12 protein-coding genes are annotated in these 13,248 nt (G+C 61.8%); 10 read left to right on the top strand and 2 right to left on the bottom strand.

All coding sequences use genetic code 11. The features are described from left to right. The first annotated feature begins 40 nt into the window (after window positions 1–40). Both ASG57_RS21285 and ASG57_RS21290 read left to right on the top strand, forming a co-directional pair. On the top strand, window positions 41–592 hold the full coding sequence (locus ASG57_RS21285) for a YeeE/YedE thiosulfate transporter family protein (RefSeq protein ID WP_155248247.1): 552 nt from the start codon (window positions 41–43) through the stop codon (window positions 590–592). Between the two features lie 11 nt (window positions 593–603). Beyond that, on the top strand, window positions 604–1,155 hold the full coding sequence (locus tag ASG57_RS21290; protein WP_024337402.1) for a YeeE/YedE thiosulfate transporter family protein: 552 nt from the start codon (window positions 604–606) through the stop codon (window positions 1,153–1,155). Between the two features lie 36 nt (window positions 1,156–1,191). Here ASG57_RS21290 and ASG57_RS21295 read toward each other — a convergent pair whose 3' ends face one another. After that, window positions 1,192–1,509 carry an ArsR/SmtB family transcription factor gene (locus ASG57_RS21295; RefSeq protein ID WP_024337403.1) on the bottom strand — a complete coding sequence of 106 codons (318 nt, stop codon included), beginning with the start codon at window positions 1,507–1,509 and terminating at the stop codon, window positions 1,192–1,194. Window positions 1,510–2,370: 861 nt separating this feature from the next. Here ASG57_RS21295 and ASG57_RS21300 point away from each other — a divergent pair. The 8 genes from ASG57_RS21300 to ASG57_RS21335 all read left to right on the top strand — a co-directional run bounded on the left by ASG57_RS21300 (window position 2,371) and on the right by ASG57_RS21335 (window position 12,279). Beyond that, the gene (locus tag ASG57_RS21300; protein ID WP_057197334.1) at window positions 2,371–3,198 is read left to right on the top strand and encodes a universal stress protein; all 828 of its coding nucleotides are present in this window, start codon (window positions 2,371–2,373) and stop codon (window positions 3,196–3,198) included. Between the two features lie 175 nt (window positions 3,199–3,373). Further along, window positions 3,374–6,103, top strand: coding sequence for a cation-transporting P-type ATPase (locus tag ASG57_RS21305; protein WP_502690805.1), 2,730 nt, complete (start codon window positions 3,374–3,376; stop codon window positions 6,101–6,103). Window positions 6,104–6,372: 269 nt separating this feature from the next. After that, window positions 6,373–9,189: a monovalent cation/H+ antiporter subunit A gene (locus ASG57_RS21310; RefSeq protein WP_057197338.1), complete on the top strand. Its 2,817-nt coding sequence runs from the start codon at window positions 6,373–6,375 to the stop codon at window positions 9,187–9,189. A gap of 2 nt (window positions 9,190–9,191) precedes the next feature. Beyond that, window positions 9,192–9,563 (top strand): Na+/H+ antiporter subunit C, encoded by a 372-nt coding sequence (locus ASG57_RS21315; RefSeq protein WP_024337407.1) that lies wholly within the window; start codon window positions 9,192–9,194, stop codon window positions 9,561–9,563. Further along, window positions 9,560–11,083, top strand: a complete 1,524-nt coding sequence (locus ASG57_RS21320) for a monovalent cation/H+ antiporter subunit D (RefSeq protein WP_024337408.1) — start codon at window positions 9,560–9,562, stop codon at window positions 11,081–11,083. The genes ASG57_RS21315 and ASG57_RS21320 overlap by 4 nt, the downstream gene beginning before the upstream one ends. A 4-nt stretch (window positions 11,084–11,087) precedes the next feature. Continuing rightward, a complete protein-coding gene (locus ASG57_RS21325; protein ID WP_024337409.1) occupies window positions 11,088–11,576 on the top strand; it encodes a Na+/H+ antiporter subunit E in 489 nt (162 codons plus the stop codon). Next, complete coding sequence (locus tag ASG57_RS21330; protein ID WP_024337410.1) at window positions 11,573–11,842, top strand: K+/H+ antiporter subunit F; 270 nt, start codon at window positions 11,573–11,575, stop codon at window positions 11,840–11,842. The genes ASG57_RS21325 and ASG57_RS21330 overlap by 4 nt, the downstream gene beginning before the upstream one ends. Before the next feature lie 5 nt (window positions 11,843–11,847). Continuing rightward, a complete protein-coding gene (locus ASG57_RS21335) occupies window positions 11,848–12,279 on the top strand; it encodes a Na+/H+ antiporter subunit G (RefSeq protein WP_024337411.1) in 432 nt (143 codons plus the stop codon). Between the two features lie 65 nt (window positions 12,280–12,344). Here ASG57_RS21335 and ASG57_RS21340 read toward each other — a convergent pair whose 3' ends face one another. Beyond that, window positions 12,345–12,698 carry a hypothetical protein gene (locus tag ASG57_RS21340; RefSeq protein WP_024337412.1) on the bottom strand — a complete coding sequence of 118 codons (354 nt, stop codon included), beginning with the start codon at window positions 12,696–12,698 and terminating at the stop codon, window positions 12,345–12,347. Window positions 12,699–13,248: the final 550 nt, after the last annotated feature.

Here is a 13,248-nt window from a genome sequence, read left to right on the forward strand (position 1 = left end):
AGGAACGCGGTAATGCGCCGCTGCCCCGGGGAAAAGGCACATGACCACCATCACGGAAAGCTACGTTCGCGAAGCGCCGCGCACCGCGCGGATCGACTGGTCGCCCTATCTGGTCGGCGCCGGAATCGGATTGTTGAGCTGGGTCGCCTTTGGCGTATTCGGCGATCCGCTCGGCGTCACCACCGCCTATTCGCGCATCGCCTCACTCTTCGCCGTCCCGGTGATCGGACCGGAAGCTGTGGCACAGAACTCCTACTGGAAGAGCATGCCGCTGAAGTGGGATTACGGTGTTTGGTTTCTCGTCGGCATACCATTCGGCGCGTTCGTCTCGGCAGTGATATCAGGCACGTGGCGCCTCGAGCTCGTGCCTGATGTCTGGAAGGAACGGTTCGGCCCGTCAGTTGCGAAACGCTTCGCCGCCGCGTTCCTCGGTGGCATCGTGATCATGTACGGCGCCAGGCTCGCCGGCGGTTGCACCAGCGGCCACGGCATCTCGGGCGGTTTGCAGCTTGCGCTCTCGAGCTGGCTGTTCCTGGCGGTCATGTTCGCCACCGGACTCGCCGTTTCCGCCCTCATGTTCCGTGCCCGCTGAGGAGAACTGACATGACCGCAATGATGACCATCCTTGGGCCGCTGGTGATGGGTGCCGCCTTCGGCTTCCTCCTGCAGCGAGGCAAGGTGACGAGCTGCAACGTCATCGAGAATCAGTTTCGCTTGCGCGACTTCACCGTGCTGAAAGTGATGGGCACGGCGATCGTGGTCGGCGGCATCGGCGTGCTGCTGCTCGTCGACACCGGCAACACGAAATATTACGTGAAGGATGCCAACATGCTGGCAGTCGCGCTCGGCGCCGCACTGTTCGGCGTCGGCATGGTGGTCTATGGCTACTGTCCCGGAACGGCGCTTGGCGCTATTGCGACCGGCAGTGTCCATGCTCTCGTCGGCGCGCTCGGCATGATCGCCGGCGCCATCCTCTACGCGCTGAGCTTCGATTGGCTGAAGGCGAACGTGCTCAACGTCGGGGCACTTGGCAAGGTTCGCCTGCCGGACGTGACGGGCATCCCCGACGTCGTCTGGTTTGCCGCACTGGCAGTCGGTGCCGGGCTGTTCTTCTGGTGGATCGAATCCACGGAAGCCAGGCAGAAGAAGGGCTAAGTCCTGTTGTCCGCGCCGAGATGCGCGGAGACAAGCTCATCGTTTCCGAGGACGACAGAAGAGCCGGTGCAGGGTTGAAAACAACTCTTCAACCCGCCCGTCCGCGATGCGATACCACATCGTTTGCCCGTCGCGCCGGGCGGCGACAACGCCCTCTGCCTTCAGCTTGGCGAGGTGTTGCGACAGTGCCGAGGGCGAAAGACCGACGTCGTCGGCGAGCGCGCTTGCGGCAATCTCGCCGTATTCCACCAGCCTGCAGAGGATGAGCAGGCGGTGCTCGTTCGCCAACATGCGCATGAGCGCGGCCACCTCCTTGGCCTGCCGCTCCAGCTCGGTCGTCTTTAATTGGCGCATGACGGAGAGTTCAATAGCATCTGTATCGCCGCAGTCAAAGGCGCTCGCAGGAGCTATATTTGCGGAAGCGTCGCGACGATGTCGGTAGCGGCGGCAGCGAGACCGCGACAGCTTGTGCGTCGCCCTGATCAACGAGCGATGGCAGCACGACAATCCCAGGAAAGCAAACGGTTGATCCCCCAATTTGCCGACAGATCCCGGAACAGGAGGCAGATTGCGGCCGCGACCATACGATGCGGTCCAACGTGCCGCCATTCCCTGAGGGCCGCGATCAGATCGCCGACGGTGTATGTGAGATCGAGAAGAGTAGGACGCCGGGACAGCCACTGAAACCAATGCGTCCGTGGTCGCGTCCGCCGGCGCCGCACTGGCCGACACGAGCAGTCGGCGCTGGCTTGCCTTCCCCGCACCGGTCATTCGCGTTCCGTCCCAGAGCGCGATCAGCTCACGTCTAAGTCTGCAAATCAGCAGGACATCCAGAGCCGGGTCCTCAATTTCTTTCAGCTCAAGAGATCCAGAGTGCCCTGAAGAGCGTCACGACGGCTCGCATCTCCGGCGGTGGTGCAGCCGGGCGCCGCAGGGTTCGAATGCCCGGGGGTGGGAGCGAAGCCGCTTGTGAACCAGAGAAGCCGAACGGCCGAGCCTTCCTCCCGCAGCGCACAGTCGGCGCACAGCAGCAAGAGCGTGCCGTTTTGATTCTGAAGGGTGAAAGGAAAACACCCACCGCGATATTTGGGAGTTCGCAGCCGACCTCAAGTATGAAAGCTCGTTGATCTGCGTCATGAGACTTGCCTTGATGCTCCTATAGGTTACCTACCGGTTCACAAGCACAATTGCGGCCCAAATGACCGGAGGGGATCAATGCGCATTCTTCTTCTTCTCGGCGAGACGGAGTCCTCGCTTAGCGCGCGGGAGTTTGCATTCGATCTCGCCCGTCCCGGCGGACTACTGGTTTCCGGCCTATCTGGTATCGATCTGTCTTCCCTCACTGTTCCAATGATTGGCGGGATTGGCGCGTCGGCACATCAAGCCAAGCTCGAGGAGATCCGGGGGCGGCAAGCGCGCGAGAGTAACGCGCGGCTACACGCGTCATATGCTGAAGCATGTGATGCGAGGGGCGTCGAGTTCTCCTGGCTCTCTTTCGAAGGTGATCCGCCTGAGGCCTTCCGCGCTGCTTCCGAGACGCGAGATTTGATCGTCACCGGTCACGATACGACCTTTTCGGTCGACCAGGCTCCCTCGCTGCCGGAATTGCTGTCCAACCTTCTGCTGCTCTCGCCACGGCCAGTCGTCGTCTGCGGCGACGAGTATCGCCGTCCGCGCGACGTGTTGGTCGCATATGACGGCAGTCTGCCCGCCATGCGCGCCTTGCAAATGTACGCACTTCTGGGATTGTGGCGCGAGGCTCGCGTGCACGTGACGTCTATCGCAGCGGAATCGGAGCTTGCGACCCGACGCGCTCATGCTGCGGCCGACTTCTTACGTGGCCATGACGTACACTGTACGGTCGTTCCGATCGAGGCGAGGGTGGACCCGTCCGAGGCGATCCGAATTGAAGTCATTGATAGGGACATTGGTCTGCTGGTGATGGGCGCGTTTGGTCATCGCGGCTGGAGCAATGCCCTGTTTGGCTCGACGACGCGGCGACTGGTCGAGCGGCCGCCTTGTCCCCTGTTCCTCTTCCACTAGAACCGGCGTCCGTGCCCGTGCAGGTACGCGCCTTACACCGCTTCAAGATCGAGCAGATCGAGGAGGCTTACGGGCTATGCGCCAATCAGCGCGAGGACGTCCTCGAAGTGGCGATCTCGCCCTGACAACGCAGCGGATAGCAAGCTCAACCGAAACACAACTCCGGGTCTCACAATTGAGCAAGAACGAGCGCGAAGCACACCACCACGCAATGTCCGTGGAAGCGGTCCTCGCCGCTCTCGAGGCTGGTGCAAGCGGGCTTTCGGCTTCCGAGGCGGCGCGGCGCCTAAGCCGATACGGACCCAACCGGCTTCCGGAACCGCCGCGACGCAGTGCGATCCTGCGTTTCCTCTCCCACTTCCACAACTTCCTGATTTATGTGTTGCTGGGTGCGGCGGCGATCACTGCCGCTCTCGGTCATCTCGTCGACTCGAGCGTCATCCTCGCGGTGGTGATCGCCAATGCGGTCATCGGCTTCATTCAGGAAGGGCGCGCGGAACAGGCGATGGATGCCATCCGCCAGATGCTGGCTCCGAAATCCTCCGTGATGCGCGATGGCGAACGGCACAGCATCGACAGCGCCTCAGTGGTCCCGGGCGATATCGTGCTGTTGGAGGCAGGCGAGAGAGTTCCTGCCGACTTGCGGCTGGTAGAGGCGACCGGTCTCCGGATCGAGGAGGCAATCCTCACCGGCGAGTCCGTTCCGACAGAAAAGGAAACGAAGCCTGTGGCAAGCGGAGCGATGATCGGTGACCGATCGTGCATGGCTTTCAGCGGGACGCTCGTTGCCGGAGGCGCCGGTCGTGGCGTGGCCGTGGCCACCGGAGCGTCAACGGAAATAGGCCGCATAAGCGGCATGCTGTCCCGAGTCGAGACATTGACCACGCCGCTGGTTCGCCAGATGGACGGGTTCGCGCGATGGCTGACAATCCTGATCCTGATGATTGGCGGCGTGCTGCTCGTCTACGGCTATTTCGTGGGGCATCTGCCCTTCGCCGAGTTGTTCATGAGCGTCGTCGGCCTGTCGGTCGCTGCAATCCCGGAGGGACTACCGGCCGTACTGACCATCACGCTGGCCGTGGGTGTCCAGGCGATGGCTCGCCGCAACGCCATCGTTCGCCGCCTGCCGGCCATCGAGACGCTTGGGTCTGTTTCTGTGATTTGCAGCGACAAGACGGGAACACTCACCCGCAATGAGATGATGGTGACCACCCTGGCCAGCGCCGACCACATCTATTCGGTCGCGGGAGACGGGTATGCGCCCGAAGGCGCTATCCGGCTCGCCGATGCTGACGTCGACCCGGCGGAGCATGAGCTGCTGCTCGAATTCGCCCGAACCTGTGCTTTGTGCAATGATGCCGCCTTGCACAGTCATGACGAAGGGTGGAAGGTCGAGGGCGATCCAATGGAAGGCGCGCTCAAGGCTCTGGCCGGCAAGATTACGCGTCAGGGCGCTGCGGCCTTCGCCGATTGGACGCGAACCGACACCATCCCCTTCGACGCCAGGCATCGGTACATGGCCGTCCTCCATCACGATCATGAGGGGCATGCCTGGATCCACGTCAAGGGCGCTCCGGAACGGATCCTCGCCATGTGTTCCGTCCAGCGGGCATCAGATGGTAGCACTCACGCTATCGACGCGGACTACTGGCGCAAGCGGATGGACGACATTGCCGCGCATGGACAGCGCGTCCTGGCTCTTGCCGCACGTTCAACGGCGCCGGATCACGTCGTCCTGAACACTGCCGATCTCGACGGCCATATGGTGCTTGTCGGACTGATCGGCCTGATCGATCCACCTCGCCCGGAAGCCATCGCCGCCGTTGCGGAGTGCCATGGCGCAGGAATCCGCGTCAAGATGATCACCGGCGACCATGCAGGCACGGCAGCAGCAATCGCGCGCCAGGTCGGCCTTCAGCACCCCGGCAAAGTGCTTACCGGGGCCGATCTCGAGGCAATGAGTGACGCCGAGTTAGCGGCCGTCGTCGTCGACACCGACGTTTACGCGAGGACCAGCCCTGAACACAAGCTAAGGCTGGTGACAGCGCTCCAATCGCACGGATTGACGGTTGCCATGACTGGGGACGGGGTGAACGACGCGCCCGCGCTCAAGCGCGCCGACGCCGGTATCGCGATGGGACAGAAAGGCAGCGAAGCCGCCAAGGAAGCCTCCGATCTGGTCCTCGCCGACGACAATTTCGCATCCATCGCCGTCGCGATCCGCGAAGGACGCACGGTCTATGACAACATCAAGAAGGTCATCAGTTGGACGCTGCCCACCAATGCGGGGGAAGCCACGACAATAATCGCCGCGCTGTTTCTCGGAATGGCGCTGCCCGTCACAGCGGTGCAGATCCTGTGGATCAATCTGATCACCGGAATCACTCTCGGCGTTGCGCTAGCATTCGAGCCGACCGAAGAAGACACGATGAAGCGGGCGCCGCGGTCACGAAAGGAGCCACTGCTGACTGGCGCGCTGATCTGGCACATCATTCTCGTGTCCGTACTGTTCCTTGCGGCAGTCTTCGGCATGTACACCTATGCAATCGACAAAGGACATGCGCCAGACCTCGCCCGGACCATCGCCCTGAACACGCTTGTGGTGCTCGAGATCTTCCACCTCTTTTTCATCCGCAACATCTACGGCACTTCGTTGACCTTGAAAGCGGTGCGGGGGACACGCGTCGTGTGGATTTGCGTGATCGCAATCACCTTGGCTCAATTCGCTGTCACTTATCTTCCGCCGCTCCAGCAGGTGTTCGGCACGCAACCGGTATCGTTCTTCGATGGGATGCTCATCGTGGCGGTCGGCGCAGTGTTCTTCGCGGTGATCGAGGCGGAGAAACAGCTAAGAATTGTCTTCCAGCGCACCGAGCAGGCCCCCGCCTCACAGACGACCGTGTAGCGACAAGCACAATTGAAGACCAGGGCGGCGCATGGCTCTCTCTACTTACGATACAAGATAGCTCGCGACCCATTCCGCGATCACTCGCGTTGCGGCCTGATGCACATCAGCGCACTGCGGCCAACTGTCACGGTCTTGCGTCGGTGCGGAGCCGGTATGGCATGAAGGCTGGCGGATACCCTTCGATGCCGAGAGCGTTATCGTAAGATTTCGGAGACTTGGTCGACCGAATCGCCCGACAATGACAGCCAGCTGTAACGGACTCGTAGATGAAACTTTCGCTTGTTGTCTTGCTGCCGGTCGTTGGGGCTCTGATCCCGCCGCTCGCAATCCAAGCGGGGCGGAATGTCTGCACGACCGTTACAGCCGCCATCACGGGACTCGCACTCGTCATTCTACTCACGGAAGCTCCGGCCGTTTATTCTGGTGGCGTCCCGCAGACGAACATGTCGTGGTTACCGCAACTCGGCCTCTCGGTTTCGCTTTTCGCCGACGGTCTTGCCCTGTTCTTTGCGGCACTGATCCTAGGGATCGGGCTGCTGATCATCCTCTATGCGCGATTCTACCTGAGCCGCAGCGACTCGATGGGTCGGTTCTTCTGTTACCTCCTGCTTTTCCAGGGCTCGATGGTCGGCATCGTCCTGAGCAACAATATCCTCCTCCTGGTTGTGTTCTGGGAGCTCACCAGCCTCACATCCTTCCTGCTGATCGGCTACTGGTATCACCTGCCGGCCTCGCGTGCGGGAGCGCTCATGGCTTTGGTGGTCACGGGCGCCGGTGGACTTGCGCTGATGGGCGGCATGCTGTTGCTCGGTCATTCTGCCGGCAGCTTCGAGCTGACTGAGATCCTGAACCGCGGCGAAGCGATCAAAGCCTCACCCCTCTATCTGCCGGCACTGCTGTTGATCCTCCTGGGAGCGTTCACCAAGTCGGCGCAGTTCCCGTTTCACTTCTGGTTGCCGCATGCGATGGCCGCGCCGACGCCAGTATCCGCTTATCTGCATTCGGCGACCATGGTGAAGGCTGGTGTCTTCCTGCTCGCGCGTCTTTGGCCGGTCATGTCCGGCACGCAGGAATGGTTCCTGATCGTCTCGTTGACCGGCCTCGTCACGATGGTGATGGCGGCGTGGATTGCCCTGTTCAAGGATGATCTGAAAGCGCTGCTCGCATTCTCGACCATCAGCCATCTCGGACTGCTGACGATGCTGCTCGGCTTCGGCACCCGCATGGCGGTCGTCGCCGCCGTATTCCATATCCTCAATCATGCCACCTTCAAGGCGGCGTTGTTCATGTCCGCAGGCATAGTGGATCACGAGGCCGGCACGCGTGACATCCGCAGGCTTGGCGGTTTGCGTCATCTCATGCCGATCACATCAGGCCTCGCCATCGTCGCCGCAGCCTCGATGGCTGGGGTACCCTTGCTGAACGGCTTCCTGTCGAAGGAAATGATGCTGGAGGAGGCGTCGCACACGATCTACGCGGGACAGGCCTGGATCTTTCCGCTTTTTGCCACCGTCGGAGCGCTGCTGTCAGCGGCTTACTCCGCCCGGTTGATCTTCCACGTCTTTCTCGGTCCGCAGCGGAGCAATTACCCGCGCCACCCGCATGACCCGTCCTTCGGGATGTGGCTGCCAGTTGCAGTGCTGGTCATCCCGGTCATCGCTATCGGCGTGGTGCCCGCGACATTCGCCGTGCCGATCGAACTGACCGCGCGCGCGGTCGCACACGGAACCTTGCCAGACTTTCACCTCGCCTTGTGGCACGGCTTCACTCCCGCACTGGCAATGAGCTCGCTCGCACTTGCGGGGGGCCTCGTGCTGTTGTGGATCTACCCGTCCGCCAACCGCTTGCGCCTCGCCGCGCCACGGGCCGATGCCATGACGATGTTCATGACTTCCCTCGCAGCCGTAATTTGGGCATCGCGGCTTGCCCTCAGCAGCATCAATGGCGGAGGTCTACCGCGCTACCTGAGCATCATCGTCGGGACCATCAGCATCCTGGCCCTGACTGGATTCCTGGGGGCGGCGCCCGCGCCAATGGCAGGCGGTCGCGCCGTTCTTCCCGCCACGCTACCGGTTGTGACGGGCTGGCTGGTCTTGCTCCTGGCGTGCGGAATGATCGTCCGGTGCCACTACGATCGGCTGACCGCGTTGATCGTCACCAGCATTGTCGGGCTCGTGGTATCGCTCGCCTTCCTGCAGTTCTCGGCTCCCGATCTCGCGCTGACCCAAATCTCGGTCGAGGTGGTAACTACGATTCTCCTTCTGCTCGCGATCAATCTGTTGCCGCGCACGACGCCTGACGAATCGCCCTTGCGTGCAAAGCTCGGCGCTGGCGGACTGGCGATGGTCGCAGGAGTTGGCGTAGCTGCGCTGGCTTACGCCGTGATGACGCGCAACTTCGAGCCCATTTCCGGCTATCACATCGAACAATCGAAACCCGGCGGCGGCGGCACCAATGTCGTGAATGTCATTCTGGTCGACTTTCGCGGCTACGACACATTTGGCGAGATCATCGTGCTCGCGATCGCGGCACTAACGATCTTCGCTTTGCTCGACTCCGCGATGCAGGGCGCCGCTGGGCGCCGGCTCGCACGGGTGCGTTTCGATCCGCAGGCCCACGACCCTCACCCGCTGATGCTGACGGTCGTGACCCGCATTCTGCTGCCGCTGTCGCTGATGGTCGGCGCCTACATCCTCCTGAGGGGGCACAATATGCCCGGCGGCGGATTCATCGCCGGCCTCATCGTCGCCATCGCCTTCCTCATGCAATATATGGCGAGCGGTTATGTCTGGGCGCATCGCCGCGCTCGCTTCGACGCCCATGTGATGATCGGCGGCGGTGTGTTGATCGCAGGTGCGACCGGCCTCGCAGCGCTCCTGTTCGGCCGGCCGTTCCTAACGAGCACGTTCGGCTATTTCAACCTGCCAGTGTTCGGCGAAGTGGAACTGGCCTCCGCAATGGCCTTTGACATTGGCGTGTTCTTCGCCGTGGTCGGCACCTGCCTGCTGTCGCTTGCGACATTATCTCGCGTGGAAGAACGCGCAGAGCAGGCATCCAACCAGATGGAGGCCCGCAATCCATGAGCATGGAATTTCTCGTCGCTACAGGAATCGGTGCGCTCACTGCCGTCGGTCTCTACCTGATCCTACTGCGGCGCACGTTTCCGGTGGTAATCGGACTGTCATTTCTCTCCTACGCGGTAAATGTATTCCTGTTCGCAATGGGCCGGCTTACGATCGACCTGCCCCCGATTGTCAGCCGGTCCGCTGCCGGATACACTGACCCGCTGCCGCAGGCACTCGTCCTCACCGCGATCGTCATCACTTTCGGGATGACGGCATTGATCGTGGTGTTATCGCTACGGGCCTTTCTTGAGACGGGCACTGACGACGTCGCTCTGCATGTCCGGCGCGACGAGGAGTCGTGCGGCATACCCCGCGACGAGCGTTTCCGATGACAGATGCATGGCTAATTGTTCCTGTCGCGGTGCCGGCAATGACCGCGGCGATGCTGGTGCTGGCCATGCGCCACAGTCTGGCCGGACAGCGGATTTTGTCAGCGGCGGCAACCGCATGTCAGCTCGCTGTCGCGATCGGGCTCTACGTCGGCGCCAGCGACGGCGAACCACGAACATATCTGCTTGGGAATTGGCCTGCGCCGTTTGGAATCGTGCTGGTGCTGGACCGGCTGGCGGCCACCATGCTGCTGCTGGCCGGGCTGCTTGCCGTCGGCGTGGTCTTGGCAGCGATCGGCGAGTGGGACAAGCGCGGACGGCACTTCCATGCTCTGTTCCAGTTTCAATTGCTGGGCGTTAATGGCGCCTTTCTCACGGGCGACCTGTTCAATCTGTTTGTATTCTTCGAGGTGCTTCTGATCGCCTCCTACGGGCTCATGCTGCATGGCGGCGGCGCCCGTCGCCTGAAAGCCGGATTCCACTACGTCGCAATCAACCTGATCGGCTCGACCGTCTTCCTGCTCGCGGTCGGGACGATCTATGCTGTCACTGGCACGCTCAACATGGCGGACCTCGCCGTGAAGGTACCTCAAGTCGCGACCGCCGATCAGGCGCTGCTCGCAGTCGGGGGGCTTCTGCTGCTCACCGTGTTCGCAATCAAGTCCGCTATGGTCCCGCTGCATTGGTGGCTGCCGCCGACGTACGGATCGACGTCGCCGCCTGCCGCCGCATTGTTCGCAATAATGACCAAGGTGGGGGCCTATTCGATTATCCGTGTCTATACGCTGATCTTCGGTTCCGGTGCAGGCCCGCTGTCGGACCTCGCAACGCCCTGGATTCTGCCGGCCGGGATGCTGACGCTCGTCATCGGGACAATTGGGGTGCTGGCAAGCCGCCGCCTGCTTGATCTTGCCTGCCATTCGCTGATCGCCTCGATGGGAACGTTGCTCATTGCCATCGGGCTGGCCAGCGCCGCCGGACTTGCCGCTGCGCTCTATTACGCGGTGCAGAGCACCATCGCCAGCGCCGCGCTGTTTCTGCTCGCCGGCCTTCTCGCTCCCGGGAGAGGCGGCCGCGCAAAGTTCGGGTGGTATCAGCAGCATGCCGAATTGTTCGCAGGATTCTACTTCCTTCTCGCCATCGCGACGGTGGGCATGCCGCCGCTCGCCGGGTTTATCGGCAAGCTCCTGATCCTCGAGGCCGGACGCGCCGCTTCCCATGCCACGACCATCTGGCCTGCGGTCCTGATCACGAGCCTCCTGCTGATCGTCGGTTTCGCACGCAGCGGCATTCAGATCTTCTGGAACCGGATCGAGCTACCGCAGGTGTCGGCGGTGCGACCTGTGCCGATGCTGCCGACATTCGTGATTGCCGGCATGATTGCGACAGTGGCGGCCCTGGGTTTTTTCGCTGGTCCGGTGATGGACGACATGACCGCCACCGCCGAACAATTGCTCTCGCCGCAGCGCTACATCGCGACGGTGCTGCAGCCGCGCGAAACCTCGAGCCTCACGGGAGAATAGGCCGATGCGCGCATTGCTGCCTCATCCCGTGCTTGTCGTGATCCTCGCTCTGGTTTGGGGCCTGCTGATCAACGACCTCTCATGGGGCGCTATCCTGTTCGGATTGCTGCTCGGGGTGGTGATCGCCTGGCTGACCAGCCCCTACTGGCCGGGGCGGTCGAAGATCCGAAACCCGCTGCCGATCCCGGAATATTTTGCCATCGTGCTTTGGGACATCTTCGTCTCCAATGTGCAGGTCGCCTATCTTGTTCTATTCCGTCGCGGAGCAAGCCTGAAGTCGCAATTCGTCACGGTGCCCCTCTCTCTCGAAAGCCCGGAGGCGATCGCCACCCTGGCGGGCACGATCACTATGACCCCGGGGACGTTGAGTGCCGATCTGAGCGCCGATGGACGATCGCTGCTGGTGCATTGCCTTGATATAACCGACCCCGCCGCCACCGTGGCCACTATCAAGTCCCGTTACGAGCGGCGCCTGATGAGGATATTCGCATGATCGCTGCCAGCTGCGCCTTTGCCATCATCGCGATCGCGGCATCCATCCTGTTGAACGTCTACCGCCTGATTATAGGGCCGGACGTGACCGACCGCATCCTTGCACTCGATACGATGGTGATCAATGCGATCGGCCTCATCGTCGTGGCCGGGATCGTGTTCGGAACCGCCATGTACTTCGAGGCGGCCTTGTTGTTCGCTATGGTCGGGTTCGTCTCAACCGTCGCGTTTTGCAAGTTCCTGCTGCGCGGCAATGTGATCGAGTGATGACCATGGCGGCATTTATCGAAATGGCGAGCGCCGCTTTCATCGTGATTGGCGGCGCGTTCCTGTTCGTCGGATCGGTCGGGCTTGCCAAGCTGCCGGATACGATGCGGCGCCTGCATGGCCCAACCAAGGCGACGACGCTCGGGATTGGCTCCTTGCTGATCGCGTCCATGCTCTATTTCTTGGTGCGCCATCAGGCAGTCGGCATCCACGAAATCCTGATCACGCTGTTCCTGTTCCTGACCGCGCCGGTGAGCGCCCAGATGATCGCGAAGGCTCATATTTTCCGAAGTCAGGAGCTGCAGCGGACCCTGCCTCTCGATGCAGGCGGCTCCGGATGGGCGACACTGGCCGGCCAAGCTAACTCGCCCAAGGCTTCCGCACCTAGCGCTCACCCGGTGTGCGCGAGCAATCCGCCCCGCTCACAGTCCGACTGATTCGAACAAATGCCGCATTCTGCCTTTGGGCACCGAAAGCTGCCAGTGCCGCACATCGGGCTAACCTAGCTTCGAGGATCTCTGCCGGTTTCATCGGAAGTACGGCAACGGGTCTGATTGCTGCCTTCCGGCTCAAGTTGCCCCCCCGTCATCTTCTTGAGCTCTCGCTCCAGGGCGCGCTTGAACCTGAGCTCCTGACGCTCCACAAGCAAGTAAGCGCCCATGAACGTCACGGCAACGGAGATGGCAAGTGAGGTGCCGCTGGATGCCGTAAACCGAGCAATGAAGAGCCAAACTGCTGCACCTGTTAGAGCTCCTACAAAGGACGCGGGAAGTATCGGCCGTCCAACCTCCTGCAGGGCGGCCTGCAACGCTTTCATGCGGCAGTTGCGGTCGATCGGCTGAGAATACTGGCGCATTGACGACCACCTTTGAGCTCAGAACCGCGGCTCCAAACGGAGCCCGCGACCACAGCGTTGGGCCGGCGAACATTTCCATGCTCGATTCTGCCACATTGGGGAGACCGGACAATCCCACGAATGTTTTGGCATACGAGCTGGATGTACGGTCGCGTACCAACTTTCAAGGGCGGACCTTTGCCGATCCACAGCACCATCATCGCGGAACCCGCCACGAACGATTGCCTCCAATGGCGAGAGTCGTCAGCTGGGCTGATGCGTGACGTTATCGATCTTGCCAGCGCTGAAATGCTCCTAGGCACATCCAATCGCCGCAGGTAAGTATCTCTTCGGTTATGGCGCACCTCCTCTTCGTGCGGCAGCGTACCAGTTAAATTGAAGTTCGCACGTTCGGCTCCGATTGCCTGGCTTGCGACGGGGTTGCTTTCATGAGCAGATGGGATGCGATCCAAACAACAAGAGACGCACGATCGCCGAGAGGGAGGCCGGCCTTTCAACGAGGGCCGGCCAACTGTTTTGGCTGGCAGTGAAATGTCCCAGGTCCAGGCCG

It is taken from the genome of Bradyrhizobium sp. Leaf396, from assembly GCF_001424605.1.
In the GTDB taxonomy this organism is placed as follows: Bacteria; Pseudomonadota; Alphaproteobacteria; order Rhizobiales; family Xanthobacteraceae; genus Bradyrhizobium; species Bradyrhizobium japonicum_C.

Bases quoted from the DNA above. Each gene is read 5' to 3' on its own strand.
- ASG57_RS21285 (WP_155248247.1), top strand. From the start codon at position 41: ATGACCACCATCACGGAAAGCTACGTTCGCGAAGCGCCGCGCACCGCG.
- ASG57_RS21290 (WP_024337402.1), top strand. From the start codon at position 604: ATGACCGCAATGATGACCATCCTTGGGCCGCTGGTGATGGGTGCCGCC.
- ASG57_RS21295 (WP_024337403.1), bottom strand. From the start codon at position 1,509: ATGCGCCAATTAAAGACGACCGAGCTGGAGCGGCAGGCCAAGGAGGTG.
- ASG57_RS21300 (WP_057197334.1), top strand. From the start codon at position 2,371: ATGCGCATTCTTCTTCTTCTCGGCGAGACGGAGTCCTCGCTTAGCGCG.
- ASG57_RS21310 (WP_057197338.1), top strand. From the start codon at position 6,373: ATGAAACTTTCGCTTGTTGTCTTGCTGCCGGTCGTTGGGGCTCTGATC.
- ASG57_RS21315 (WP_024337407.1), top strand. From the start codon at position 9,192: ATGGAATTTCTCGTCGCTACAGGAATCGGTGCGCTCACTGCCGTCGGT.
- ASG57_RS21320 (WP_024337408.1), top strand. From the start codon at position 9,560: ATGACAGATGCATGGCTAATTGTTCCTGTCGCGGTGCCGGCAATGACC.
- ASG57_RS21325 (WP_024337409.1), top strand. From the start codon at position 11,088: ATGCGCGCATTGCTGCCTCATCCCGTGCTTGTCGTGATCCTCGCTCTG.
- ASG57_RS21330 (WP_024337410.1), top strand. From the start codon at position 11,573: ATGATCGCTGCCAGCTGCGCCTTTGCCATCATCGCGATCGCGGCATCC.
- ASG57_RS21335 (WP_024337411.1), top strand. From the start codon at position 11,848: ATGGCGGCATTTATCGAAATGGCGAGCGCCGCTTTCATCGTGATTGGC.
- ASG57_RS21340 (WP_024337412.1), bottom strand. From the start codon at position 12,698: ATGCGCCAGTATTCTCAGCCGATCGACCGCAACTGCCGCATGAAAGCG.